The organism is Streptomyces anulatus (assembly GCF_014650675.1).
GTDB lineage: Bacteria > Actinomycetota > Actinomycetes > Streptomycetales > Streptomycetaceae > Streptomyces > Streptomyces anulatus.
The window spans coordinates 71,114-95,461 of the sequence record NZ_BMVK01000008.1 but is presented as its reverse complement, the minus strand read 5'-3'; the positions used below and the strand labels follow the sequence as shown (position 1 = coordinate 95,461).

23 protein-coding genes and 1 pseudogene are annotated in these 24,348 nt (G+C 73.2%); 17 read left to right on the top strand and 7 right to left on the bottom strand.

Annotated elements, in window-relative coordinates:
- Positions 1-51: 51 nt before the first annotated feature.
- On the bottom strand, positions 52-723 hold the full coding sequence (locus IE272_RS21125; protein ID WP_190007503.1) for a hypothetical protein: 672 nt from the start codon (positions 721-723) through the stop codon (positions 52-54).
- A gap of 206 nt (positions 724-929) precedes the next feature.
- Between IE272_RS21125 and IE272_RS21120 the strand changes: the two genes are divergently transcribed.
- Positions 930-1,463 (top strand): hypothetical protein, encoded by a 534-nt coding sequence (locus tag IE272_RS21120; protein ID WP_050361071.1) that lies wholly within the window; start codon positions 930-932, stop codon positions 1,461-1,463.
- A gap of 77 nt (positions 1,464-1,540) precedes the next feature.
- Here the strand turns inward: IE272_RS21120 and IE272_RS21115 are convergent, their stop codons facing one another.
- A complete protein-coding gene (locus IE272_RS21115) occupies positions 1,541-2,317 on the bottom strand; it encodes an enoyl-CoA hydratase/isomerase family protein (protein WP_050361070.1) in 777 nt (258 codons plus the stop codon).
- 57 nt (positions 2,318-2,374) lie between these two features.
- On the opposite strand from IE272_RS21115, the pseudogene IE272_RS21110 reads away from it, so the two are divergent.
- The 6 genes and pseudogenes from IE272_RS21110 to IE272_RS21085 form a co-directional block, all read left to right on the top strand.
- A pseudogene (locus IE272_RS21110) lies at positions 2,375-3,493 on the top strand (C45 family autoproteolytic acyltransferase/hydrolase); the annotation flags it as partial.
- Entirely contained in the window at positions 3,490-5,181 is a 1,692-nt protein-coding gene (locus tag IE272_RS21105) for an ABC transporter substrate-binding protein (RefSeq protein ID WP_050361061.1), read from the top strand. The pseudogene IE272_RS21110 and the gene IE272_RS21105, both read left to right, overlap by 4 nt.
- Before the next feature lie 6 nt (positions 5,182-5,187).
- Positions 5,188-6,135: an ABC transporter permease gene (locus IE272_RS21100; RefSeq protein WP_056701315.1), complete on the top strand. Its 948-nt coding sequence runs from the start codon at positions 5,188-5,190 to the stop codon at positions 6,133-6,135.
- On the top strand, positions 6,132-6,995 hold the full coding sequence (locus IE272_RS21095; RefSeq protein WP_050361059.1) for an ABC transporter permease: 864 nt from the start codon (positions 6,132-6,134) through the stop codon (positions 6,993-6,995). The genes IE272_RS21100 and IE272_RS21095 overlap by 4 nt, the downstream gene beginning before the upstream one ends.
- A gap of 5 nt (positions 6,996-7,000) precedes the next feature.
- Positions 7,001-8,032: an ABC transporter ATP-binding protein gene (locus IE272_RS21090; RefSeq protein WP_190007501.1), complete on the top strand. Its 1,032-nt coding sequence runs from the start codon at positions 7,001-7,003 to the stop codon at positions 8,030-8,032.
- Positions 8,029-8,859 carry an ABC transporter ATP-binding protein gene (locus tag IE272_RS21085; RefSeq protein ID WP_073957970.1) on the top strand — a complete coding sequence of 277 codons (831 nt, stop codon included), beginning with the start codon at positions 8,029-8,031 and terminating at the stop codon, positions 8,857-8,859. The genes IE272_RS21090 and IE272_RS21085 overlap by 4 nt, the downstream gene beginning before the upstream one ends.
- A 105-nt stretch (positions 8,860-8,964) precedes the next feature.
- Here IE272_RS21085 and IE272_RS21080 read toward each other — a convergent pair whose 3' ends face one another.
- Positions 8,965-9,168, bottom strand: coding sequence for a cold-shock protein (locus IE272_RS21080; RefSeq protein WP_003967102.1), 204 nt, complete (start codon positions 9,166-9,168; stop codon positions 8,965-8,967).
- A 320-nt stretch (positions 9,169-9,488) separates the two neighbouring features.
- On the opposite strand from IE272_RS21080, the gene IE272_RS21075 reads away from it, so the two are divergent.
- From IE272_RS21075 to IE272_RS21060, 4 genes are all read left to right on the top strand, one after another.
- Entirely contained in the window at positions 9,489-10,370 is an 882-nt protein-coding gene (locus tag IE272_RS21075) for a menaquinone biosynthetic enzyme MqnA/MqnD family protein (RefSeq protein WP_050361056.1), read from the top strand.
- Positions 10,371-10,712: 342 nt separating this feature from the next.
- On the top strand, positions 10,713-12,704 hold the full coding sequence (locus tag IE272_RS21070) for a serine/threonine-protein kinase (RefSeq protein ID WP_190007499.1): 1,992 nt from the start codon (positions 10,713-10,715) through the stop codon (positions 12,702-12,704).
- 72 nt (positions 12,705-12,776) lie between these two features.
- A complete protein-coding gene (gene mqnC / locus IE272_RS21065; RefSeq protein WP_050361054.1) occupies positions 12,777-13,976 on the top strand; it encodes a cyclic dehypoxanthinyl futalosine synthase in 1,200 nt (399 codons plus the stop codon).
- Between the two features lie 7 nt (positions 13,977-13,983).
- Complete coding sequence (locus tag IE272_RS21060) at positions 13,984-14,634, top strand: imidazolonepropionase-like domain-containing protein (protein WP_056701307.1); 651 nt, start codon at positions 13,984-13,986, stop codon at positions 14,632-14,634.
- Between the two features lie 81 nt (positions 14,635-14,715).
- Here IE272_RS21060 and IE272_RS21055 read toward each other — a convergent pair whose 3' ends face one another.
- Genes IE272_RS21055 through IE272_RS21045 form a run of 3 tightly spaced genes read right to left on the bottom strand, consistent with a single transcriptional unit; the run spans position 14,716 to position 17,162 of the window.
- A complete protein-coding gene (locus tag IE272_RS21055) occupies positions 14,716-15,717 on the bottom strand; it encodes a DUF3152 domain-containing protein (RefSeq protein WP_190007497.1) in 1,002 nt (333 codons plus the stop codon).
- Complete coding sequence (locus IE272_RS21050) at positions 15,714-16,643, bottom strand: hypothetical protein (protein WP_056701304.1); 930 nt, start codon at positions 16,641-16,643, stop codon at positions 15,714-15,716. The genes IE272_RS21055 and IE272_RS21050 overlap by 4 nt, the downstream gene beginning before the upstream one ends.
- 9 nt (positions 16,644-16,652) lie before the next feature.
- On the bottom strand, positions 16,653-17,162 hold the full coding sequence (locus tag IE272_RS21045; protein ID WP_078961361.1) for a SigE family RNA polymerase sigma factor: 510 nt from the start codon (positions 17,160-17,162) through the stop codon (positions 16,653-16,655).
- Positions 17,163-17,699: 537 nt separating this feature from the next.
- On the opposite strand from IE272_RS21045, the gene IE272_RS21040 reads away from it, so the two are divergent.
- The 5 genes from IE272_RS21040 to IE272_RS21020 are packed head-to-tail and all read left to right on the top strand — an operon-like array spanning position 17,700 to position 22,193.
- On the top strand, positions 17,700-18,602 hold the full coding sequence (locus IE272_RS21040) for an ABC transporter permease (RefSeq protein WP_056701303.1): 903 nt from the start codon (positions 17,700-17,702) through the stop codon (positions 18,600-18,602).
- Positions 18,603-18,654: 52 nt separating this feature from the next.
- Positions 18,655-19,707, top strand: coding sequence for a taurine ABC transporter substrate-binding protein (locus tag IE272_RS21035; protein WP_190007495.1), 1,053 nt, complete (start codon positions 18,655-18,657; stop codon positions 19,705-19,707).
- On the top strand, positions 19,691-20,509 hold the full coding sequence (locus IE272_RS21030; protein WP_056701301.1) for an ABC transporter ATP-binding protein: 819 nt from the start codon (positions 19,691-19,693) through the stop codon (positions 20,507-20,509). The genes IE272_RS21035 and IE272_RS21030 overlap by 17 nt, the downstream gene beginning before the upstream one ends.
- A 31-nt stretch (positions 20,510-20,540) precedes the next feature.
- Positions 20,541-21,470, top strand: a complete 930-nt coding sequence (locus IE272_RS21025) for a TauD/TfdA dioxygenase family protein (protein WP_056701299.1) — start codon at positions 20,541-20,543, stop codon at positions 21,468-21,470.
- 30 nt (positions 21,471-21,500) lie between these two features.
- Entirely contained in the window at positions 21,501-22,193 is a 693-nt protein-coding gene (locus IE272_RS21020; protein WP_047178195.1) for a demethylmenaquinone methyltransferase, read from the top strand.
- A 15-nt stretch (positions 22,194-22,208) separates the two neighbouring features.
- Here IE272_RS21020 and IE272_RS21015 read toward each other — a convergent pair whose 3' ends face one another.
- Positions 22,209-22,736, bottom strand: a complete 528-nt coding sequence (locus IE272_RS21015) for a GNAT family N-acetyltransferase (RefSeq protein ID WP_050361045.1) — start codon at positions 22,734-22,736, stop codon at positions 22,209-22,211.
- Positions 22,737-22,833: 97 nt separating this feature from the next.
- On the opposite strand from IE272_RS21015, the gene IE272_RS21010 reads away from it, so the two are divergent.
- Complete coding sequence (locus IE272_RS21010; RefSeq protein WP_050361044.1) at positions 22,834-24,117, top strand: geranylgeranyl reductase family protein; 1,284 nt, start codon at positions 22,834-22,836, stop codon at positions 24,115-24,117.
- Positions 24,118-24,348: the final 231 nt, after the last annotated feature.

The window sequence follows — 24,348 nt, the reverse complement described above, 5'->3', positions numbered from 1 at the left end:
GTGTTCCAGCCCGTCCGGCGATTGAGGACGGAAGCCTCGACGGGGTGACCGTCAGCTCTGCGGAGGCGGCGGCGGGCGGTGCGGCGGGTGTACCGGGTCCCGGGGGTCGGACTCCGCCGGCGGGGCCTGGGGGTAGGACCGCGTACGGGGGTCACGGGGGTCGGGCCCCGTGTACGGGTCCACCTCCGGCTCCGGCCACGGCGACGTCTGCACGGACATCCCCGGCTCCTGCGTCGGCGGCCAGGTGTCCACCTGATCCGCCGCCGGCGCGGCATACGGCTCCACCGGCTCCCGCTCCCGCCGGCTCCGCCGGCCGCGACCGCTCATCAGCAGCGCCCCGATCAGCATCAGCAGCCCGCCCGCCAACGCGTTCACCACGCCCACCTGGAGCCCGGACCCGTCCCCGGCCACCACCAGCGACCCCGCCGCCTGCCCCTGGCGGACCATCCACAGGACCGTGAAGCCCAGCACCACCAGACCCGCGAGGGCGACCACGAGCCGCGACCGGAGCACCACGCCTACGACCACCAGCAGTGCCGCGGCCAGGAACGGCAGCAGCATCGAGACCAGCACCCCGGACTCCGCGGCGGTGATGCCTCCGAAGAGGTCCTCCACCCGGTAGTCCTGCCCCGCCCGCCCGGCGTACCAGTCGCGGAACGGGCTCAGCATGGCCGAGGCCGCCCCGGCCAGGGCGACGAGGGAGCCGAGGACGTTGCGGATCATCGTCAGCCTCCAGGGCGTCGTCCCGCGTACGCGGGGATCCCCCGCAGCCGACGCTACGCCGGGACGATCACCCCCGCCACGCGGACCATGACGGGACCGTGACAGGGTCATGACTTGGACATGGGGTCGCGCACGGCATGCTGAGGGTGACGACGCACGCCATCGGCGCGACGTACCGGAAACGAAACTCAAGGGGGGCTGCATCCATGATGCGGCGACAGATGAAGCTCGCGGCGGTCCTGGTCGTGGTGGTGCTCGCGCTCACCGGGTTCTCCACCTCCACCAGCGGCGGCAAGGGCGGCAAGAGCAAGAGCGGCAAGAGCAGCAGCTCGGGCGGCGGCTGCTCCAGCTCGAAGAAGAGCAACAACGGCTACCGGGACAACGACTTCGACGACGACTACGACGACTCCTCGTCCTCCGGCTCGTCCGGCTCCTACGGAACCCCGACGCCCACCGCGTCCGACGCCCCCGCCTACCGGATCGTCCGCTGCGCCCAGCCCCGCAAGGGCAAGCGCAAGGCGGTCACCTCGTCGCTGATCGAGCTGCGGGCGAACGAGCCGGGCTCGCAGGCGTACGAGATCGACGTGCGGTTCGTCGACGGCTTCGGCAACACCATGGACACCGCCGAGACCACCGTGAACCTCGACGGCGGCGAGGTCCGCACCTTCACCCTGCGGATGGAGAGCCCCCGCAAGGTGTCCAAGGTCAAGAGCTGCGAAGTGACCGTCGAGGCCCTCTGAGGCCGGAACCCCGCGCGGACGGACGGGGCGGACGGGACGGACGGGCAGGGCTCATCGCACCCGGGCCCCTCGAAAGCTCACCGCACCTGGGGCTCCCCGCCCCCGCCCCGCCCCTCGAACAGCTCCGCCTGCCGCTCCGGCGGCAGATTGCCCAGGGCGATCAGCGCCGGGGCCTGGGACATCGCCTGGGTCCTGGCCGCCTCCTTCGCGGACCACACCGCCCGGACGGTGCCCTGCACCGCCTCCGTCGGGTAGCGGGCGATCACCGTCGCCGACCGCAGCGCCGCCGCCACCGCGCCGCCGGGCTCCGTCACCTCGCTGACCAGGCCGATCTCGTACGCCCGCCCGGCGCTCAGCCGTTCCGCCGTGCCCATCAGGGACATCCGGGCGACCTCCCCGAACGGCATCCGCTGGGCCATGGCGATCGCCTCGTACGCCGAGACCATCCCGTACGTCGTGTGCGGGTCGAAGAACGTCGCCTCCCGGGACGCGACCACGAACTCCGCCTCGCCCAGCAGATAGAACGCCCCGCCGCAGGCCATCCCCTCCACCGCCGCGACCACGGGCTTCCACAGGTCGTTCGCCTTGGGGCCGATCCGCAGGAGGGGGTCGTCGACGGCGTACGGGGACGGGGGCTGCGGGACGGTCACGCCCCGGTCGATCCCCGTACAGAAGGCACGCGTCCCGGCCCCGGTGAGGACGACCGCCCGCACCGACTCGTCGTACCGCAACTCCTGCCACAGCGAGGCGAGTTCACCCGCCGTCTCCAGGTCGATCGCGTTGAGCTTCGCCGGCCGGTCCAGGGTGACGAGCGCGACCCCGGTCCTCTCGTCCCGCTCGGTGCGCAGGGCCATCGCTCACCGCTCCAGGAGCCAGCGGACGAGCGTGACGCCGCCCCCGGGCCCCACCGGGCCGTCCGCCCCCAACTGCACGCCGCCCTCGGCTACTACGAGGAGGCGTTCGGCCGCTCCGCCGGGCTCACCTGGGACAAGGTCACCGCCCGCGCCGCCCGCTGGCTGGAGCCCGTACGCGCCTACGCCCCCCACCTCGTGGAGGAGATGCGGGGCATCGCCGACGGCGCGGGCACCGGACTGCTGGACGTCCTCGCGCTGAACGCCCGCGGCGAGGTCATCTACGACAAGTCCTTCGCCGAGATCGCCGCCGCCGGGGCCGGGGAGGGGCCGGCCGAGGAGGAACCCGCCGAGGGCTGCACCTCGTTCGCCGCGTACGGCCCGGCCAGCGGCGACGGCCACGTCTACGCCGGGCAGAACTGGGACTGGCGGGCCGGGGTCTCCGACACCGTCGTCATGATCCGGATCGTCCAGCCGCCCAAACCCACCCTGATCATGCAGGTCGAGGCCGGGCAGATCGGCCGCCAGGGCGCCAACTCCGCCGGCATCGCCTTCAACGCCAACGGCCTCGGCGGCCGGTTCGACGACCGGATCGGACTGCCCCAGACCGTCGTCCGGCGCACCGTCCTCGACCAGGACAACATCGCCGACGCCCTCGACGTGCTCTGCCGCACCCGCGCCCACATCGCCAGCAACGCCCTGCTCACCTGCCGCGAGGGCTTCGCCATCGACCTGGAGACCACCCCCGCCGGACACGGCTGGATGTATCCGACCGACGGCCTGCTGGTGCACGGCAACCACTACCAGGCGGGCATCCCCGCCCCGCTCGCCGCCGCCGGCTACCGCCCGATGTCCTCCGACTCCCTGGTCCGCGTCCCCCGCGCCGAACAGGGCCTGGCCGCCCTGCGCCACTCCACCGGACCCGAGGAGTCCCGGAAGCTGATCCGCCGGGCGATGTCCGACCACCTCGGCCACCCCGAGTCCCTGTGCACCCACCCCGACCCGCGCCGGCCGGCCGTCGAGCACTGGACCACCCTCGTCTCCTCCCTCGCCGACCTCACCACCGGCGACTACCACGTGACCGCCGGAACCCCCTGCGACCGCGAGTACCAGCACCTTCCCTGGAACCTCTACGACGGCCCGCACGGCGGCCCGGAACCGACAGGAACCCAGCCATGACCCACCGCACGCCCGACACCTTCTGTCCGCCCGTCGCTCCCCGCCGCGCCCTGCGCCGTACCGCCCCGGTCGCCGGAGCCGTCGTCGCCGCGCTGCTCGCCGCCGGATGCAGCGGGGCCACCAAGCCCGCAGGCAGCGGCTCCGCCGCCGACGCCTCGCGGCTCACCCTCACCCCGACCACGGCCGCAGCCAAGGGCGAACTCCCCGAAGCCCGCTGGCTCCTGGAGGACGAACCGGACTCCCTCGACCTGGACACGCAGGGCTCCAGCGCCGGCCGGGTCGTCCTCACCAACGTCTGCGAGCGGCTCTACCAGCTCCAGCCGGACATGACGACGAAGCCGTTTCTCGCCGAGAGCGTCGAAACCCCGGACGACACCACCCTCGTCCTGAAACTCCGCTCCGGCGTCACCTTCCACGACGGCACCCCGATGACCGCCGACGACGTGCTCTGGAGCCTCCAGCGGCACGCCGACCCGGACATGGAGCAGGGCGACGAGTTCGAGAACGTCGCCTCCATCGAGAAGACCGGCGACCGCGAGATCACCCTCTCCTTCAAGGCCCCCGACGCCCTCTTCCTCAAGGCGCTCGCCGGGGACGCGGGCATCGTCTGGAACAAGGAACAGGTCGAGAAGGCGGGCCGGGACTTCGGCACCCCCGGACAGCCCGACGCCTGCACCGGCCCCTACCGGCTGGCGAACTGGAAGTCCGGCGACTCCATCACCATCGAGCGCTACGACGGCTACTGGGGCGATGCGCCGCTGACGAAGCGCGTCACCTTCCGCTGGGCCACCGACAGCGCCCTGGTCAACGCGCTCACCACCGGGGCCGCCGACGGCGCGTACGCCGAATCGCCCAACACCGCCGCCGCCCTCGACGGCAAGAAGGGCATCACCCAGTACTACGGCCCCTCCACCTCCTCCCTCGTCCTCATCCCCACCGCACGCGGCGGGCTGAAGGACCCGGCCGTGCGTCGCGCGCTCTCCCTCGCACTCGACCGCAAGGGCATCGCCGCCTCCGGCTACGGCGGGATGGTCCAGCCCTGGTCCACCCCGGTCGGCTCCGGCGCCTGGGGCTACGAGAAGCCGGCCTTCGAGGCCGCCCAGCGCGCCGCCGACCCGGTCGCCCCCGCGAGCCCCGACGCCGAGGACATCGCCGCCGCGAAGAAGCTGGTGAAGGACTCCGGCGCCGACGCCGCCACCCCGATCGTCATCGGCACCGACGCCAGCCAGGGCCGCACCGTCGTCGCCAACGCCGTCCGGGCCGCCCTCCAGCGGATCGGGCTCACCGGGCAGATCAAGACCGTGCCCACCGCCCAGTTCGAGCAGTTCTACAGCGACCCCGAGGCCCGGAGCGGCATCGACGTCCTGGTCGGCGACTGGTACATCTCCAAGGCCGACCCGATGGGCTTCTACGACAACGCCCTCACCGGCTCCTCCAACAACTGGGTCGGCTTCGCGGACCCCGCCTACGACGCCACGGTCAAGAAGGCGCTCGCCACCCTCGACGACGCCGAGCGCGCGAAGCTCGCCGCCGAGGTCCAGAAGAAGTTCACCGACGCCGCCGTCTGGATCTCCGTCGCCCAGGTCCCCTCCGTCCTCGTCCTCGACGAGAAGCTGACCGGACCGCCCGCCTCCATGGCGTACCTCTACTACCCGTGGGCCGCCGACCTCGGCGCCAAGAAGGGCTGACCCGCGATGCTCGCCCGGATCTCCCGGCGGCTGGCCGGACTGCTGGCCACCCTCCTCGCCGCCTCCTTCGTCATCTTCGCCGCCGTGTACGCGGCCCCCGGCGACCCCGCCGTCTTCCTGGCCGGCGGCCGCGACAAACTCACCCCCGAGAAGCTGGAGCTGGTCCGGGCGCAGTACCACCTCGACGAACCCCTCGTCGTGCAGTACGGCCGCTGGCTCGGCGACTGCCTCCACTTCGACCTCGGCCGCTCCTTCAAGTACAGCGACCAGGTGGCCGACCTGATCGTCGCCCGCTTCCCGACCACCCTTGCCCTGGTGGCGTACGCGACCGTCCTCTTCGTCGTCCTCGGCGTCGGCGCGGGCATCCTCGCCGCCGTCCGACGCGGCACCTGGATCGACTCGGCCGTGGTCGGCGGTACGACACTGGCGGCCTCGGTCCCCTCGTTCGTCTCCGCCATCGCGCTCGCCGCCGTCTTCGGCGTCCAGCTCGGCTGGTTCCCCGTCACCGGGGGAGGCGAGGGCTTCACCGGCACCCTGCACCATCTGACCCTGCCCGCCCTGGCGCTGGCGCTCGGCGCGCTCGCCATCATCAGCCGGGTCACCCGGCAGGCGATGGCCGACGCCGGGGCCGCCGACCACGTGGAGGCAGCCCGCTCCTCCGGCATCCCGGAGCGCGAGATCGTCCGCCGCCACATCCTGCGCAACGCCCTGGGCCCGATCGTCACCATGTGCGGTCTGGTCATGGCAGGGATGCTCGCCGGCACGGTCGTCGTGGAGACCGCGTTCGGCATCAGCGGCATCGGCTCGCTGCTCGTCGGCGCGATCAACACCCACGACTTCCCCGTGGCCCAGGCGGTCCTGCTGCTCATGGTCACCGGCTACATCGTGGTCACCACCCTCGTCGACCTCGTCCACCCGCTGCTCGACCCGCGTGTGAAGGAGGCCGCCGTATGACCGCCCCGACCCTGGCCCCGACCTCGGCCCCGGCCCTGGTGAAGATCCCGGCCGCGCGGCGTTCCTACGGGGCGATCCTCGCGGGCGCGGTCCTCGGCCTGGTGGTGCTCGCCGCCCTCCTCGCCCCGCTGATCGCCCCCTACGCCCCCGACGCCATCGACCTCTCCGCCTCGCTGGCCGGGACCACCGGCGACCACCTCCTGGGCACCGACTCCTCCGGCCAGGACCTGCTGTCGCGGGTGCTGTACGGGGCCCGCACCAGCCTCGTCGCCCCGGCGCTCCTGCTCGCCATCGCCGCCGTGCTCGGCATCGCGCTCGGCACCCTGGCGGCCTGGCGCGGCGGCTGGGCCGACACCGTCGTCTCCCGGCTCACCGACGTCATGTACGCCTTCCCGGGGCTGCTGTTCACCGTGCTGATCATCGCGGTCTTCGGCGCCGGAATGACCACCTCCGTGCTGGCGCTCGGCCTCGCGTACACGCCGACCGTCGCCAAGTACACCCGCTCGGTGGCCATCGGGGAGCGGCGCAAGCCCTACATCGACGCCTACCGCGTCCAGGGCATGGGCGGCCTGCGGATCTGCGCCTTCCACCTCGTCCCCAACCTCGGCCGCTCCGTCATCGGCTACCTGGTGGTCCTCTTCGGCGAGGCACTGATGTCCCTGGCCACGCTCTCCTACCTCGGCTTCGGCGCCCAGCCGCCCAGCTCCGACTGGGGGCTGATGGTGCAGGAGGGACAGGCCGCCGTCGTCCAGGGAGCGCTGCTGCCCGCCCTGGTGCCCGGCATCGCCATCGCCCTGGTGGTCGTCTCCTTCAACGTCGTCGGGGTCCGGGCCGCCGACCGACTCGCCAACGGGAGGTAGGGCCCATGCCATACGAAGCAGCGGGAAGTGACACCGTGCTCCTCGACATCGACCACCTCACCCTCCGCCTCCCCGGCACCGCCCGGCCCGTCCTGGACCAGGTGTCCCTGCGGGTCGCGAGCGGCGAAGTCGTCGGCCTGGTCGGCGAATCCGGCTCCGGCAAGTCCACGACCGCCAAGGCCGCCCTGCGCACCCTTCCCGAAGGGACGGCCCTCGACGGTTCCGTACGGGTGGCGGGCCGCGACGTCCTCGCCCTGCGCGGCGAGGAGCTGCGCGCCCACCGGGCCCGGACCGTGGCCCTGGTCCACCAGGACCCGCGCGCCGCCCTCAACCCCGTCCGCCGCATCGGCGACTTCCTCGTCGAGCGGCTCGCCGCCGCCGGGACCGGGGTGACCGGAGCGGCGGCCCGGGACCGCGCGGTCGAGCTGCTGGGCGCCGTCGGGCTCGACGAACCGGGGCGCCGGGTCCGCCAGCGCCCGCACGAACTCTCCGGCGGGATGCTCCAACGCGTCGTCATCGCCGGGGCGCTGGCCGCCGAGCCCCGGCTGCTGCTGGCCGACGAGGCGACCAGCGCCCTGGACGTCACCACCCAGGCGGAGATCCTCGCCCTCCTGCGCACCCTGCGCGCCGAACGCGGCCTCGGCCTGCTGTTCATCACCCACGACCTGCACCTGGCCGCCGCCTACTGCGACCGCGTGTACGTGATGTACGCGGGCCGGGTCGTCGAGGAGCGGACCGCCGGCGACCTGTTCGAGCGGCCCCGCCACCCCTACACCCGGGGGCTGCTGGCGTGCTCGCCGACGCTGGGGGAGGACCACCGGGAGATCCGCCCGATCCCCGGGAAGCCGCCCTCGCTGGCCGACGCCTTCGCGGGCTGCCCCTTCGCCGAGCGCTGTCCGGACGCCGAACCGGAGTGCGCGACCTGGCGGCCCGAGCCGGTGGCCCTCGCGGACGGCGGTACGGGCTCCGCCTCCTGCCGCCGGCTGCCCGAACTCGTCCCCGTACCGCAGATACCGCAGAAGGGCGCCGACCGATGACGATCCCCTCAGGGCAGGACCCCGCGCCGCTGCTCGCGGTCGAGGGGCTGCGCAAGACGTACCCGCTGCCCGGCAAGGGCCGCCTGACCGCCGCCGACGGCATCGGCTTCACCGTCCCGGCGGGCGGTTCGCTCGGGATCGTCGGGGAGTCCGGCTCCGGCAAGACGACCGTGGCCCGGATGCTGGTGGGCCTGGTCCGCCCGGACGCCGGAACGGTCCGGGTCGAGGGGCGGGCCCGGGGACTCGCCGCCCCCCGCGGCGGGGCGGCCCGGCTGGCCCGCGCGCGGGAGATCCAGATGGTCTTCCAGGACCCCTACCTCTCGCTCGACCCCCGGCTCACGGCCCGCCGCTGTCTGACCACGGCGCTGCGGCTGCACGGCCGGCCCGCGGACCTGGCCGACGGGCTGCTGGACCGGGTGGGCCTCGGCGAGCGCGAGGCCGAGGCCCTGCCGCACGGGCTCTCCGGTGGGCAGCGGCAGCGCCTGGCCATCGCCCGCGCGCTCGCCGTCGACCCGAAGGTGCTGGTCCTGGACGAGGCGGTGGCGGCGCTCGACGTGTCGATCCAGGCCCAGATCCTGCAGCTGCTCGACGGCATCCGCCGGGACACCGGGGTGGCTCTGGTCTTCGTCAGCCACGACCTGGCGGTGGTGCAGCACATCACCGACGAGGTCGTCGTGATGCGACGGGGAACGGCCGTCGAACAGGGCCCGACCGCCGAGGTGCTCGCCGACCCCCGCGACCCGTACACCCGGCTGCTGCTGGCCTCCGTGCCGCGCGCCGGCTGGGACCCGGCCGACGCGGTCGCCGCCCGGTCCGCCGTGGCCTGACGGATCCGGTCGTCCACAGGCAGGAGCCCCGTTCCTCCGCCGAAGCGGGGGAGCGGGGCTCCTTGGGTACTGCTATGAACGGCCGCGATCGACCGACCCGGGCAACTAGGCCGGGGTGACGTTCTCAGCCTGCGGACCCTTGGGTCCCTGAGTGACGTCGAAGTTCACGACCTGGTTCTCCTCGAGGGAGCGGAACCCGGACGCGTTGATCGCGGAGTAGTGAACGAAGACATCCGGGCCGCCGCCGTCCTGGGCGATGAAGCCGAAGCCCTTTTCAGCGTTGAACCACTTGACGGTTCCGGTAGCCATAAGCCCTCCTTGGGCCAAAGGGTTGCCCTGCTCCAGAACCTGCAAACAAGTCTGAAAACTACAAAAGCCTGCGGGTTACATGCTCCGCAGGCTCTGTACTGCAAGGGAAACCAAACTGCAACTTGCGGGCGAGCCTAGCACGCGGTCTCCGGCGAGCGGTAGAGGGAAAGATCACTTCGCCCGAATGTTTGACGGCCTTCGACGAGCGTCCGGCGGAGGGCCCCCGGAAGAGGGCGCGGAGTGGGGTACGGGCGGGGCGTGGGGCGGCGCGCGCGGGCCCCGGTGATGCTCGTGGGCGGATGCGGGTCTAGCCTCGCGATGTGGACAATTCAACCGTCTCCCCCCGTGAAGGCGACGACGACCGTCGCAGCCGGCCCCGCGTCGGCCACATCCAGTTCCTGAACTGCCTCCCGCTGTACTGGGGCCTGGCGCGGACGGGAACCCTGCTCGACCTGGAGCTCTCCAAGGACACCCCGGAGCGGCTCAGCGAGCAGCTGATCAAGGGGGAGCTGGACATCGGCCCGGTCACCCTTGTGGAGTACCTGCGCAACGCCGACGACCTGGTGGCCTTCCCCGACATCGCGGTCGGCTGCGACGGCCCCGTCATGTCCTGCGTGATCGTCTCCCAGCTCCCGCTGGAGCAGCTCGACCGGGCCCGGGTGGCCCTCGGCTCGACCTCCCGCACCTCGGTGCGGCTGGCGCAACTGCTGCTGGCCGAGCGCTACGGCGTCCGGCCCGACTACTACACCTGCCCGCCCGACCTGGGCCTGATGATGCAGGAGGCGGACGCCGCCGTGCTGATCGGCGACGCCGCGCTGCGCGCCAACCTGCACGACGCCCCCCGGCTCGGGCTCCAGGTCCACGACCTGGGCCAGATGTGGAAGGAGTGGACGGGGCTGCCGTTCGTCTTCGCCGTCTGGGCGGCCCGCAAGGACTACCTCGCCGCGCACCCCGAACAGGCGGCCCAGGTCCACGAGGCGTTCCTGGCCTCCCGGGACCTCTCCCTGGAGGAGGTCACCAAGGTGGCGGAGCAGGCGGCCCGCTGGGAGGCCTTCGACGCGGAGGTGCTGGAGCAGTACTTCACGACGCTCGACTTCCGCTTCGGCCCGGACCAGCTGGCCGGCGTCCGCGAGTTCGCCCGCCGCACGGGCCGGGACACCGGCTACCCGGCCGACGTCCGGGTGGAGCTGCTCGGCGGCTGAGCGGCTGAGCGGCTGAATGGCCGGACGGTTGAACCGGGGAATGAGGGGAATTCCCTTTCCGCCCCCGGATAGGACCGCTGGATAGGACTGCGGGATAGGACCGAGGGACGGGACTGCCGGACAGGACTGCCGGAGAGGGAATGGGAGAGGCGCCGGAACAACACATTCGCGCCTTTCCCCGGGGCGAAAAGGTCCCCTCCTGACCGGAGAAGGGGGAATGGTCCGGCCGTTTCCCGGTGACCGCGCCGTTGGCGCCCCCTAGGCTTCGGTCCGGGTCCGGACCGTCCACAGGGTTTACCGTCCACGGGTTCACCGTCCGCAGGGTTCACAGGGGGAGTCCATATGCAGCCGCTGGAAGCGGGCGAACCGCACACCATCGGTTCCTACCGGCTGCTCGGCAGGCTCGGCGCGGGCGGCATGGGCCGGGTCTATCTGGGCCGCAGCGCGGGCGGGCGCACGGTCGCGGTCAAGGTCGTCCACCCCCACTTCGCCCTCGACGAGCAGTTCCGCGCCCGGTTCCGGCGCGAGGTGGAGTCCGCCCGGCGCATCGGCGCCCAGTGGACCGCCCCGGTCCTGGACGCCGACCCGGACGCCCCGGTGCCGTGGGTGGCCACCGGGTACGTCGCCGGGCCGCCGCTCTCGCAGGCGATCACCGAGCACGGCCCGCTGCCCGAGCACGCCGTACGCACCCTGGGCGCGGGGCTCGCCGAGGCCCTCGCCGTCGTCCACGGGCAGGGCATCGTCCACCGCGACGTGAAGCCGTCCAACGTGCTGCTCGCCCTCGACGGGCCCCGTCTCATCGACTTCGGCATCGCACGGGCCCTCGGCGCGACCGTCTCGCTCACCTCCACCGGGGTCTCCGTCGGCTCGCCCGGCTACATGGCTCCCGAGCAGATCCGGGGCCGGGACGTCTCGGGCGCGGCCGACGTCTTCTCGCTGGGCGCGGTCCTCGCGTACGCGGCGACGGGCGCGGCCCCCTTCCCGGGCGACTCCTCCGCCGTCCTCCTCTACAAGGTGGTCCACGAGGAACCCGAACTGGGCGACCTGGAGGGCGAACTGCGCGAGGTGGTCGCGGGCTGCCTCGCCAAGGACCCGGCGGCCCGGCCCGCCCCGGAGGATCTCGCCCGTGCGCTCGCTCCCGGCGGGGCGGCGGCGATGGTGGCGGGCGGCTGGCTGCCGGGCGGACTGGTGCGCGAGGTGAGCCGGTCCGCGGTGGCGCTGCTGGACCTGGAACCGCAGGACGCGCCGGTGCAGTCGGGACCGGTGCCGTTCAGCAGCGCGTCGCTGGGAGCGGTGCCGGGAACGGCGGCACCGGGCCGGGGCGGGCCGTTCGGGCCGCCCGTACCGGGCCCGCAGGAAGCGCCGTACGGGACACCGCGTCCCCGGGAAGCGCCGAGGGAAGCCCCGTACGGGACACCGCGCCCCCAGGAAGCGCCCCAGGAAGCGCCCCAGGAGGCGTCGCAGGACGTGCCGTACCGGACCCCGCACCCGCAGGACGACGCGTACGGGACACCGCATCCGCAGGACGACACCTACGGGACGCCCCCGCCGCCGCCCCCGGCGCCTCCGCGCGCGAAGCCCGCCTCTACCGTGCCCCCGCCGCCCGCGCACGCCGGGACCTACCGTCAGGGCGGCGACGGCGCGCACGGCGCGAGCGGGCTGCCGGGTCAGCGTGCCGGCGACCCCCGCCTCTCCCTGACCGTCAGCGCCGAGAACCGGCGGACCTCCGGGGAACGCCGGGGCCGCCGTGTCAGCTGCACGGTCGCCCTGGCCGTGGCGGGCGCGCTCGCGGTCGTCACCCTCGGCACGGGCCTGCTCGACGGCTTCTTCCCGGGCGGCGACGCCGACCGGAACCGGGGCAGTGACGCCGCCGGAACCCCGTCGGGGTCCGCATCCCCGCCCGACTCCGAGAAGCCGACGCCCGCCGAGTCCGCCGACGCGACCGGGGCCCCGGTCGGCGAGCTGCCGAAGGCCTACGTGGGCACCTGGGAGGGCCCGGTCACCGAGAAGACGACCGGCCAGCCGCACGGCACCCTCACCGCCGTCTTCGCCGCGGGGAAACGCGGCGAGCAGGTCGTCCGGATGAGCACGACGATCTCCCAACTCGGCATCACCGTCACCTGCAACAGCGTCGGCACCCTCGCCTCCGGCACCGCGAAGGAGCTGAACATCCGCGAGCGCACCGACCCGGACCGCCCCAGCACACCCGGCCTGTGCACCGGCACCGAGGCGGACGTGGTCTTCCGCCTCGCCGGCGACGGCACCCTGGACTACCGCTCGAAGGAACGCGCCGCGGGTCTCCCGTACGGGAAGCTCACCAGGTCCGGCGGCTGACGGCGCCCGGGGCTGGCGTACGCTGGATCGGTCCGAGGATCCGTAGAAAAACCGCCGAAAGGTGACAGCCCGGTGACCGAGAAGGCCGACCTTCAGCCCGTCCTCGACCGAGCCGCCGAAGGCGGTCGGATCACCCCGGAGGAGGCGCTCGACCTCTACCGGTCCGCGCCCCTGCACGCGCTGGGCGCCGCCGCCGACGCCGTACGCCGCCGCCGCTACGCCGGTACGGAGCACATCGCGACGTACATCATCGAGCGGAACATCAACTACACCAACGTGTGCGTGACGGCCTGCAAGTTCTGCGCCTTCTACGCCCCGCCCAAGGACACCGCCAAGGGCTGGACCCGCGACCTCGACGACATCCTGCGCCGCTGCGCGGAGACCGTGGAGCTGGGCGGCACCCAGATCATGTTCCAGGGCGGCCACCACCCGGACTTCGGCGTGGAGTACTACGAGGAGCACTTCTCCGCGATCAAGAAGGCGTACCCGCAGCTGGTCATCCACTCGCTGGGCGCCTCCGAGATCGAGCACATGGCCCGGATCTCGAAGGTCTCCGCCGAGGAGGCCATCAGCCGGATCCACGCCGCCGGGCTCGACTCCTTCGCCGGCGCCGGCGCCGAGCTGCTGCCCGCCCGGCCGCGCACCGCCATCGCCCCGCTCAAGGAGTCCGGCGAGCGGTGGCTGGAGATCATGGAGATCGCGCACGGCCTCGGCGTCGAGTCCACCTCCACCATGCTGATGGGCACCGGCGAGACCAACGCCGAGCGCATCGAGCACCTGAGGATGATCCGGGACGTCCAGGACCGTACGGGCGGCTTCCGCGCCTTCATCCCGTACACCTACCAGCCGGAGAACAACAAGCTGAAGGGCCAGACGCAGGCCACGCTCTTCGAGTACCTGCGGATGATCGCCATCGCCCGGCTCTTCCTCGACAACGTCGCCCACATCCAGGGCTCCTGGCTGACCACCGGCAAGGAGGTCGGCCAGCTGTCGCTGCACTACGGCGCGGACGACCTCGGCTCGATCATGCTGGAGGAGAACGTCGTCTCCTCGGCCGGCGCCAAGCACCGCTCCAACCGGCTGGAGATCATCGACCTGATCCGCAAGGCGGACCGGGTCCCCGCCCAGCGCGCCACGACGTACGAGCACCTCGTCGTGCACGACGACCCGGCGAACGACCCGGTCGACGAGCGCGTCGTCTCGCACATCTCCTCCACCGCGATCGAGGGCGGCACGGCCCACCCGGAGCTGAAGCTCCTCAACGCCAACTGACGTATCCGTGCTGACGATCCACGCCGCGCCCCTGGTCCTCCCGGTCGGCGCGGCGGCCGTCGCGGACGGTGCGGTCGCGGTGGACGGGGAGCGGATCGCGGCCCTCGGCCCGTACGAGGAGGTCGTCGCCGCGTACCCGGCCGCCCGGGTCCGCCGCTGGCCCGGCCTCCTCACGCCCGGACTGCGCCAGGACCGGGCCCTTGAGCTGCTCACCCGCTGCTACCACCCCGACCCCCGCGAGTCCGACGAGCTGGGCGAACTCCCGCTGTGGGGCGAGGAGTTCGAGCGGCTCGCGGTGACGATGGACACGGCCCGGCGGGCCGGGTCCGTCCGGCGCGGGCTCCAGCGGATGCTGCGGCACGGCACGACGCACCTGGCGGGCCTCCTCGACGCGGAGGACCCCGCGCTGCGCACGGCCGTCTCCCGGTCGGGTCTGGTCCGGGTCCCGCCGTCGCCCGCGCGCTCCGGACCGCCGGACCTGGACCCCTTCGCGGCGGGCGGCGACCTGGCCCGTACGGCGGGCGCCCCGCTGGCCGTGGGCGGCCGGGCGGACCTCGCGGTCTTCGACGTGCCCGACGAGGCGGCCCTGCGCGCGGGCGGGACGCGCGCCTGCGTGGCGACGGTCCTCGCGGGGCGGCTCGTGCACCGCGCCCGCTGAGGGCCTGTCGGATGGTCACCCGACAGGCTCCCGGGCCGGAGCCGGCTCCGTAGGGAGCCGAGCCGGCTCCCTACGGGAAGGTCACGGCACCTTCGGGCCGCCCAGATAGCGTCCCTTCGCGTCGTACGGCCAGGCGTTGGCGACGCAGCCCTTCAGCCCGTCGATCTGCTGCATCATCGCGGGCGCGGGGCGGCCCTTCCCCGGGCAGGTCTCGTGACCGCGCCCCAGCCAGTGCCCGACCTCGTGGTTGACGATCAGCGCCCGGTACTCCGCGACGGGCCCGTCGAACTGCGGCGAACCGAGCTGCCAGCGCTTCAGATTGACCATCACCTTCTCGCCGCCCCGGCAGTTGACCTCGCCGCGCGTCTTCAGGCCGTACTCGCCGCAGATCCGGTCCGTGGTCGCCGGGGTGGCGATCTTGATCACGAGCCCGGCCGGCCCGTCGGCGACCTGGCGGAACGTGTGCTCACCGCCGTGGCTCCAGCCGCGCGGGTGGGCGAGGACGGCGGCTATCTCCTCGGCGGCCCGGTCGGGGTCGACGCCGGTGCCGTCCTCCACCTCGACCCGGTAGGCGCTTCCTCTGCCCTTCGCGTCGACCCCCGCACGGGCCACGGTGAACGTGCCGGGACCCGAGGCGGGGATGTCCTCGGCCCGGACGCCGTCCTTCTTGTCCGAGTCCGAGTCCGAGTCCGAGCCCGATTCCGAGGCGGAAGCGGACGGGGACGGCGGGGGAGTGGACGGAGGGGGGTCCTCCAGTGGCTCCGAGGCGTTGTCCGGTCCGCCCGCCGGTGCCGTGAGGGACGGGTCGGACGCCGCGTCCGCCGGGCCGCCCCCGTCCTGCCAGGGGCGGCCGACCAGCAGGGCCGCACCCGCCACGACCACGAGCGCCAGCACGGCGAGCGAGACCGCCCGGCGCCGGTTGCGGCGTCTGCGCCGCACCCGGGAGCGGGCCGTCGACCGCGCGCGGCCCGGTGCGCGCCCCGGGGCCCGGGGCGGCGGCACGCGCAGCCGGAACGTGTCCTCGTCGCGGTCCGGATCCCGGTACACGGGCGGCAGGGTGCCGGTGGGGCGGCGGCGCGTCACGAGGCGGCCCCGCTCCGCGGCACCGGGTTCTCGTCGGCGTACGCGATCAGCTCCCGGAACCGAGGGCTCTGGGCGACCCGGACCAGGTCCCCGGCGGTGACGGGAGCACCGCCCGCCCCGGACGGCGCGGGCGAGACGGACAGGGCCACCGTGCTGCGGCCGGACCGGTACTGGAGGGAGACCTCCGTGCCCGTGCGGCCCTCGGCGGGCTGCCGGTACACCCGGGCGGGCGTGCCGTCGTCCAGGGTGAGGTCCTCGCAGGTCAGCCCCTTCTCCGGGATGTCGCGGCAGGCGGGCGCCGGACCCTCCGGTTCCGGGCGCACCGACAGGCGGACGGAGTGCACGATGGAGCCGCGCCGCCCCTGGTAGCTCTCCGGGCCGTCGCCGACCGGCAGGACCGTCCCGATCGACGCGGGCAGCAGGGCGTCCAGTGCCCCGGCCGCCTGCTGCCGGAACTCCTCCAGCCGCTGGGCCTCCTCGGGGCCGAGGCCGGGCGGGACCGAGGGGGAGGGCGTCGAGAGAGGAGGTGTCGCGGGGACGGCCCCGGACTCCGTCGGCACGGGGGTGGACGTGGGGCTCGGCATGTCGGGGCGTGGCTCCGTACGTTGGGGAGAGGGAGAGGGAGAGGTGCTGGGAGCGGGCAGGGAGAGGGACGGGCCGGCGGGCGCGGCGGGCCCCGTGTCCGGTCCGGCCAGCAGCCAGGGTCCGAGCACGGCGAGGCCCAGGGTCACGGCGGTGACCGCGACGAAGGTGCCCGCGACCGCGAACGCCCGGGTCCTGGCCCGCCGCCGGTGGCCCTCCCGTACGGCGTCGGGGACCAGATCGGGCTGGAGGGACAGCGGACCGACGGTCCGGTGCAGGGCGTCCCGGAACAGCTCCTCGTCGTGCGTGCGGGGCGGCAGGTGCTCGTGCGGTTCAGGGATCATGACCGGCCCTCAGCTTCCGGTGGAGTAGATCTGGACGTCGCCCATCCGGGCGCGCAGTCGGACGAGCGAACGCGAGCACTGGCTCTTCACCGTGGACTCGCTGCACCGCAGCAGCGCGGCCACGGTCTCCACGCTCAGGTCGTCCCAGTAGCGCAGGACGACCATCGCCCGGGCCCGGGGCGGGAGTTCGGCGAGCAGGGCGAGCAGCGTGACCCGGAGGTCGGCGCCCGGTGCGGGATTGGGCTGCGGGCGGGGCGCGTTGCGGTTGTGGGCGAGCAGATCGCGCACGGTACGGCGGCGTTCGGCCACGAAGGTGCGGACGAGCACGGTCTTGGCGTAGGCGTCGAGGTTGTCCGCCCGGCTCGCCTTCCGCCAGTGCTGGAACAGCTTGGCGAGCGTCGTCTGCGTCAGGTCCTGCGCGCCCTCGACGTCTCCGCACAGCAGGTAGGCCGTCCGGTACAGGCGGCGCTGCCCGGTCCTGGCGTACGCCTCGAACGCGGCGCCCTCGCCGTCGGCCATGGCGGGCTCAGCCCCTGCCGGCATCCGCCCTCCCCTCTCCTCGCGCTTCCGTGCTCCCCCGAACTCCGCCCCCCCGGGTGCGGACTCCCACCCCTTACAGAGCACCCGTGTGCCGAAAAGGTTGAAGAGAAGTGAAGATCAGTTCGAGGGAGGTGCGGGCCGGGTTCCCGGCCCACTCCTCGACGGAGCGGCGGGCGTTCCACACACCGGTCCCGGGGCGTCTCACTCCCTGGCGGAACCTGGTGCCCGCGCGGAGCGCTGTGCTAGAACAGCGCCCGTGACAGTCGATCGTTTTCTGGTGGAGTGCCTCCACATCGATCTCTGCCGCGTCTCCAGCGCTTGTTGTTGAGCCTGCCGCGGCATCCTCGGTGATGCCCCAGTGATGCCTGCGCGCGTCCCCGGTATCCGCGCCCTCCGCGCCCGCTCCGCCTCCGGTCCCCGCCCCTCGCATCGTCGCGTCCCCAGGGCCGTCCGCCCTTCCCTCCCTCCGGCCTGTCCCCAGGTCGGGCGACGCTCCATGACTCCGGAGACCCCTTCATGCCGACCTCCCCGTCCGTGCGGGAACGGACCGCCGAACCCTCCGGGCCCGCCGGACCCGTGACACCGGGCCCGCCGGGCGCCGACGGCGGCGACCGGCGCCGCCGCCCCGAACGTGCCGCCCTGCTGCGCCGTATCGGCCTGCGCGTCCTCGCGCTCGCCGTCCTGCTCGGTCTCTGGCAGTCGGTGACCGCGCTCCAGCTGTGGTCGCCGGTGCTGGTGCCCTCGCCCGCCGCCGTCTGGCGGGCGCTGCTGGAGACCTCCGGTACGCACGACGGGGTCCGGGGCTACCAGGGCCACACCCTGATCGAACACCTCGGGATCAGCCTGCGCCGGATCTTCGTCGGAGCCGGTGCGGGGGTGGTCGCGGGGCTCGTGGCCGGCGTCCTCATGGGGACGCTGCCGTGGGTCCGGGTGGTGCTGGAGCCCGCGGTGGCGTTCCTGCGGACCCTGCCCCCGCTCGCCTACTTCAGCCTGCTGATCATCTGGTTCGGCATCGACGAGGCGCCCAAACTGTGGCTGCTGGCCATCGCGGCGATGCCGCCGGTCGCCGTCGCCACCGCATCGGCCGTGGCGTCCGCGCCGACGGCCCTGGTCGAGGCGGCCCGCGCGATCGGGGCCCGGCGCGGCCAGGTCGTCACCTCCGTCGTGCTGCCCTCCGCGCTGCCCGAGATCCTCGTCGGCGTCCGGCTCGCCTTCGGTATCGCGTACTCCTCCGTCGTCGCCGCCGAGACCGTCAACGGACTCCCGGGGATCGGCGGCCTGATCCGCGACGCACAGCGCTACAACCAGTCCGACACCGTCGTGCTCGGCCTCTTCGCCATCGGCGTCTCCGGGCTGCTCATCGACGCGGCCCTACGGCTCCTGGCGGACCGGCTCGCCCCGTGGCGCAGCCACACGTGACCAGCTCCTCTCCCCGCCCGTCCACCTCCCCTCTCGTACGAAGGACACTCCCATGCCCCGATCACGCGGCCCGCTCCGCATCGCCTCCCTCGCCGCGGCCCTGGGCTCCCTGCTGGCGATGACCGCGTGCGGCCAGGGCGGCGGCTCCGGCGACGGGGGCGACGGCGGGAAGACGATACGCATCGCCTACCAGGCGTTCCCCAGCGGCGACCTGATCGTCAAGGAGAAGGGCTGGCTGGAGAAGGCGCTCCCCGGCTACGACGTGAAGTGGACCAAGTTCGACTCCGGGGCCAGCATCAACACCGCCTTCGTCGCCGGGTCCGTGGACCTCGCCGCGATCGGCTCCAGCCCGGTGGCCCGGGGGCTCTCCGCGCCGCTGAACATCCCGTACGAGGTCACCTGGGTGCTCGACGTCGCCGGGGACAACGAGGCGCTGGTCGCCCGCGACGGCTCGAAGATCTCCTCGGTGAAGGACCTGGAGGGCAAGAAGGTCGCCACCCCGTTCAGCTCCACCTCCCACTACAGCCTGCTCGCCGCGCTCGACCGGGCCGGGGTGGACGCCTCGAAGGTCCAGCTCCTCGACCTCGAACCGCAGGACATCCTGGCCGCCTGGACGCGCGGCGACATCGACGCCACCTATGTGTGGCTGCCTACGCTGGAGGAGCTGAAGAAGACCGGCGAGGTCATCGTCTCCAGCCGCGAACTCGCGGCGGGCGGCAAGCCGACGCTGGACCTCGGCGTCGCCTCCACCGGCTTCCTCAAGGCCCACCCGGACGTCCTGCCCGCCTGGCGCACGGCACAGGCCAGGGCGCTGAACCTGATCCACGACGACCCCGACGCCGCCTCGGCGGCCGTCGGCAAACAGCTCGGCATCAGCCCGGCCGAGGCCGGGACCCAGCTGAAGCAGGGCATCTTCCTCAAGCCCGCCGAGCAGGCCGACACCAAGTGGCTCGGCACCCCCGGCAAGGCCGGCGGCCTGGCGGACAACCTGCACAGCGCCGCGCGGTTCCTCGTCGACCAGAAGCAGATCGACGCCGCACCGGACATCGAGACCCTGCGCAGGGCCATCCACCAGGAAGGGCTCAGCGATGCCGTCAGCCCCTGACACCGAGAAGGACCGGGCCCCGGACGCGACCGGGGGCGCGCCCGTCGTCTCCGTACGGGAGGTCCGTCACTCCTACGGCCGGGGCGCGGACGCGGTGACCGCGCTCGGCCCCCTCTCCCTGGAGATCCCGGCCGGTGAGTTCCTGGTCCTCGTCGGCCCCTCCGGCTGCGGCAAGAGCACCCTGCTGCGGCTGATCGCGGGCTTCGAGCACGCCACCGAGGGCGCGGTCGAGGTGTTCGGCGAGCGCCCCGAACCCGGCAGCCGGGCGGGCATCGTCTTCCAGCAGCCGCGCCTCTTCCCCTGGCGCACGGTCGGCGACAACATCGGCCTGGCGCTGAGGTACGCGGGCGTGCCCCGGGCCGAACGGGCGCGGCGGACAGCGGAGTTGCTGGAGCGCGTCGGCCTCGCGGACACCGCGGGCCGCCGCACCTGGCAGATCTCCGGCGGCCAGCAGCAGCGCGTCGCCATCGCCCGCGCCCTGGCGGGCGGCAAGCGGCTCCTGCTGCTGGACGAGCCGTTCGCCGCGCTCGACGCCCTCACCCGGGAACGGCTCCAGGAGGACCTGCGCACGGTGAGCGCCGAGACCGGGACCACCTCGGTCTTCGTCACCCACAGCGTGGACGAGGCGGTCTTCCTCGGCACCCGCGCGATCGTCCTCACCGACCGCCCCGGAACGGTCGCCCTGGACCTTCCGATCGACCTGCCCCGCACCGGCGCCGACCCCGACGAACTGCGCGGACTGCCCGCGTACGCCGCCCTGCGCGCCGAGATCGGCACGGCCGTGCGCAACGCGGCCCGCTGACCCGACCCCGTACACCGAGAGGAGAAGGACCATGACCACCACCACGCCCCCCGCCCCCGTCCTGCGCGACCACCGCGTCCCCGCCGACGGCCTGTACGAGGGCCCGCGCGAGCTGCGCCGGGTCCCGGAGGGCCGGCCCGACCGCCCGTACGAGCTGTTCCGGCTGGTCCCGCTCGGCCGGATCATCGGCGCGGAGATCCACGGCGTCGACCTGTCCCGCCCCCTGGAGGCGGCCCTGCGCGCCGAGCTGGACCGGGCGCTGCTGGAGTGGAAGGTGCTGTTCTTCCGCGACCAGCACCTCACCTCGCGCCAGCAGCGCGCGTTCGCCGGGCACTGGGGCGAGCTGGAGACGAACCCGCTGCTCGCCACCGGCGACGACCCCGAGGTCGCCCGTCTCGACCGCACCGCCGTCCCCACCTTCGAGAACATCTGGCACGCGGACGTCACCTTCCGCGAGCGCCCCGCACTCGGCGCGGTCCTCCAGCTCCGCGAGGTCCCGCCGGTGGGCGGCGACACGCTGTGGGCGGACATGGCCGCCGCGTACGACAACCTCCCGCCGGAGGTCAAGGAGCGCATCGAGGGGGCGCGGGCGGTGCACGACTTCATCCCCGGCTTCGCCCGCTTCTACCCGCCGGAGCGGCTCGCCGCGCACCAGGAGCGGTTCCCGCCGGTCGAGCACCCGGTGGTGCGCCGCCACCCCGTCACCGGCCGCCGGACGATCTTCGTCAACGCCTCGTTCACCACCCGGATCGTGGGCTTCGAGCAGGACGAGAGCGACCGGCTGCTGCGGCTGCTGTTCCAGCAGGCGCACGCCCCGGAGTTCCAGGTGCGGTTCTCCTGGCGCGCGGGCGACGTCGCGTTCTGGGACAACCGGGCCACCCAGCACTACGCGGTCAACGACTACGCCCCGCACCGCCGGGTCGCCGAACGCGTCGCGATAGCGGGAGACCGCCCCCGCTGATCCATGACGCCGGGCTGCTTGAATGGAAGGGTGACCCGAGCCTCCCTGGAAAAGCAGCCGCACGAAGTCGCCTCGATGTTCGACGGTGTGGCGGCCAACTACGACCTGACCAACGACGTGATCTCGCTCGGCCAGGCCCGGCTGTGGCGCCGGGCGGTCGCCCAGGCGGTCGACGCCCGCCCCGCGCAGAAGATCCTGGACCTGGCGGCCGGTACGGCGACCTCCTCGCAGCCCTTCGTGAAGGCGGGCGCCTACGTCGTGCCGTGCGACTTCTCGCTCGGCATGCTCAAGGTCGGCAAGGAGCGCCACCCCTGGATGCCGTTCACCGCGGGCGACGGCATGAAACTGCCGTTCAAGGACGAGACGTTCGACACCGTCACGATCTCCTTCGGGCTGCGCAACATCCAGGACACCGAGGTCGCCCTGCGCGAGCTGTACCGGGTGACGAAGCCCGGCGGCCGCGTCGTGATCTGCGAGTTCTCCCAGCCGACCTGGACCCCGTTCCGCACGGTCTACACGGAGTACCTGATGCGGGCGATCCCGCCGGCCGCCCGCGCGGTCTCCTCCAACCCGGACGCCTACGTCTACCTCGCCGAGTCGATCCGGGACTGGCCCGACCAGCCCGCCCTCGCCGCACTGCTCCAGAAGGCGGGCTGGTCGAAGGTCGCCTGGCGCAACCTGACCGGCGGCGTGGTGGCCCTGCACCGGGCCACCCGCGCCTGATCCACGCCCCGGGCCTCACAGCTCCAGTCGGAAGCAGACGGCCTCCTGGCCGCGCGGGGTGGGGTACGACTCGGCCCGCCGCATCCCGAGCCGTTCCGCGACCGCCATCGACCGGGCGTTGCGCGAGTGGACCATCGCGACGACCTCGCCCACCCCCGCCGCCCGCAGCCGCTCCAGCGTGGTGCGGGCCGCGGCGGTGGCGTACCCCCGCCCCCACGCCGCGCGCCCCAGCCGCCAGCCGATCTCGGTCGCGCCGACCGGCCCGTAGTGCGTGTGCGGCCACGGCTGCGCCCCGGTGAAGCCGAGGACGGCGTCCTCCTCGTCCATGACGGTCCACAGGCAGTAGCCCAGCTCCGCGTCGTGCCGCCGCTGGCGCGCGGTGAGCTCCTCGTACGAGGACAGCTCCGCGCTCCGCCCGCCGAAGAACTCCATCACCCGCGGGTCGTCGAAGACCCGGTGCCAGGTCAGGGCGTCCTCGTCCGTCGGAACACGGAGGCGTACGGCGGGGGCCGAAGCATGGGGTGTGACAGGTGCTGTCGACATCAGGGAGCCCTTCGGAGGGTTGGTTCACAGGCACCCATAGACTGCACGGGACATGTGCCGCGCGGCACGCGAATTCGAGTCTTCGGGAGATCCGACCGTGACCGAGCCCCTCTCCGAGAACAGCGCGGACGTGATCGTCGTCGGAGCGGGCCCAGCCGGCTCCACGACCGCCTACTACCTCGCCAAGGCCGGACTCGACGTCCTGCTCCTGGAGAAGACCGCCTTCCCCCGGGAGAAGGTCTGCGGCGACGGGCTCACGCCCCGCGCCACGAAACAGCTCGTCTCCATGGGGATCGACATCTCCGAGGAGGCGGGCTGGCTGCGCAACAAGGGCCTGCGCATCATCGGCGGCGGCGTGCGGCTCCAGCTGGACTGGCCGGACCTCGCCTCCTACCCGGACTACGGTCTGGTCCGCAAGCGCGACGACTTCGACGAGCAACTGGCCCGGCAGGCGCAGAAGGCCGGCGCCCGGCTGCACGAGCGCTGCAACGTGGGCGCGCCGATCAGGGACGAGCGCACCGGACGCATCACCGGCGTCGAGGCGAAGATCGGCGAGGAGAAGACCCCGGTCACCTTCCACGCCCCGCTCGTCGTCGCCGCCGACGGCAACTCCACCCGGCTGTCCCTGGCGATGGGCCTGCACCGCAACGAGAAACGCCCGATGGGCGTCGCCGTGCGGACCTACTTCACCTCGCCCCGCCACGACGACGACTACCTGGAGTCCTGGCTGGAGCTGTGGGACAAGCGCGGCGCCGAGGACCGCCTGCTGCCCGGCTACGGCTGGATCTTCGGCATGGGCGACGGCACCTCCAACGTGGGTCTCGGCATCCTCAACTCCTCCTCCGCCTTCAAGGAGCTGGACTGGCGCGAGGTCCTGAAGGCCTGGTGCGCCTCGATGCCGGAGGACTGGGGCTACACCCCGGAGAACATGACGATGCCGATCCGCGGCGCGGCCCTCCCGATGGCCTTCAACCGCCAGCCGCACTACACCAAGGGCCTCCTCCTCGTCGGCGACGCGGGCGGCATGGTCAACCCGTTCAACGGCGAGGGCATCGCGTACGCCATGGAGTCGGGCCAGATCGCGGCCGACGTCATCGTCCAGGCCCACGCCCGCGCCACCCCCGCCCAGCGCGAACTGGCCCTGAACAACTACCCGAAGGTGCTCAAGGAGACCTACGGCGGCTACTACACGATGGGCCGCGCCTTCGTGAAGCTGATCGGCAACCCGAAGATCATGAAGCTCGCCACCCAGCGCGGCCTGACCCACCCGCTGCTGATGAAGTTCACCCTGAAGATGCTGGCCAACCTGACCGACCCGCAGGGCGGCGACGCGATGGACCGCATCATCAACGGCCTGTCGAAGGTGGCCCCGAAGGCCTGAGGCGGCCTCGGCACGGAGACGCCGGCCCGGACCCGAAGCCACGCCCGGCGGGCACGCCCACACGGTCGCCGCCTCACACGGGGGGTTAATCCTCAACTCCCCAGGTGATCGTGTGCGATGATTTGCGCGCCCCCCGGTCATCGGCAGTCCGGACCGGCCGGCGCCCGCCCCCGCCCGCAGCGGCGGCACGCGGTGCGTACCACTCTTCTTGACGCACGCTCACACCGAACG

What these genes read in the sequence shown, in the direction of transcription:
- IE272_RS21090 (WP_190007501.1), top strand. Translation starts at nt 7,001, where the DNA reads ATGCCATACGAAGCAGCGGGAAGTGACACCGTGCTCCTCGACATCGAC.
- IE272_RS21080 (WP_003967102.1), bottom strand. Translation starts at nt 9,168, where the DNA reads ATGGCTACCGGAACCGTCAAGTGGTTCAACGCTGAAAAGGGCTTCGGC.
- IE272_RS21105 (WP_050361061.1), top strand. Translation starts at nt 3,490, where the DNA reads ATGACCCACCGCACGCCCGACACCTTCTGTCCGCCCGTCGCTCCCCGC.
- IE272_RS21045 (WP_078961361.1), bottom strand. Translation starts at nt 17,162, where the DNA reads ATGGCCGACGGCGAGGGCGCCGCGTTCGAGGCGTACGCCAGGACCGGG.
- IE272_RS21095 (WP_050361059.1), top strand. Translation starts at nt 6,132, where the DNA reads ATGACCGCCCCGACCCTGGCCCCGACCTCGGCCCCGGCCCTGGTGAAG.
- IE272_RS21120 (WP_050361071.1), top strand. Translation starts at nt 930, where the DNA reads ATGATGCGGCGACAGATGAAGCTCGCGGCGGTCCTGGTCGTGGTGGTG.
- IE272_RS21070 (WP_190007499.1), top strand. Translation starts at nt 10,713, where the DNA reads ATGCAGCCGCTGGAAGCGGGCGAACCGCACACCATCGGTTCCTACCGG.
- IE272_RS21100 (WP_056701315.1), top strand. Translation starts at nt 5,188, where the DNA reads ATGCTCGCCCGGATCTCCCGGCGGCTGGCCGGACTGCTGGCCACCCTC.
- IE272_RS21115 (WP_050361070.1), bottom strand. Translation starts at nt 2,317, where the DNA reads ATGGCCCTGCGCACCGAGCGGGACGAGAGGACCGGGGTCGCGCTCGTC.
- IE272_RS21035 (WP_190007495.1), top strand. Translation starts at nt 18,655, where the DNA reads ATGCCCCGATCACGCGGCCCGCTCCGCATCGCCTCCCTCGCCGCGGCC.
- IE272_RS21125 (WP_190007503.1), bottom strand. Translation starts at nt 723, where the DNA reads ATGATCCGCAACGTCCTCGGCTCCCTCGTCGCCCTGGCCGGGGCGGCC.
- IE272_RS21025 (WP_056701299.1), top strand. Translation starts at nt 20,541, where the DNA reads ATGACCACCACCACGCCCCCCGCCCCCGTCCTGCGCGACCACCGCGTC.
- IE272_RS21085 (WP_073957970.1), top strand. Translation starts at nt 8,029, where the DNA reads ATGACGATCCCCTCAGGGCAGGACCCCGCGCCGCTGCTCGCGGTCGAG.
- IE272_RS21030 (WP_056701301.1), top strand. Translation starts at nt 19,691, where the DNA reads ATGCCGTCAGCCCCTGACACCGAGAAGGACCGGGCCCCGGACGCGACC.
- IE272_RS21040 (WP_056701303.1), top strand. Translation starts at nt 17,700, where the DNA reads ATGCCGACCTCCCCGTCCGTGCGGGAACGGACCGCCGAACCCTCCGGG.
- IE272_RS21015 (WP_050361045.1), bottom strand. Translation starts at nt 22,736, where the DNA reads ATGTCGACAGCACCTGTCACACCCCATGCTTCGGCCCCCGCCGTACGC.
- IE272_RS21050 (WP_056701304.1), bottom strand. Translation starts at nt 16,643, where the DNA reads ATGATCCCTGAACCGCACGAGCACCTGCCGCCCCGCACGCACGACGAG.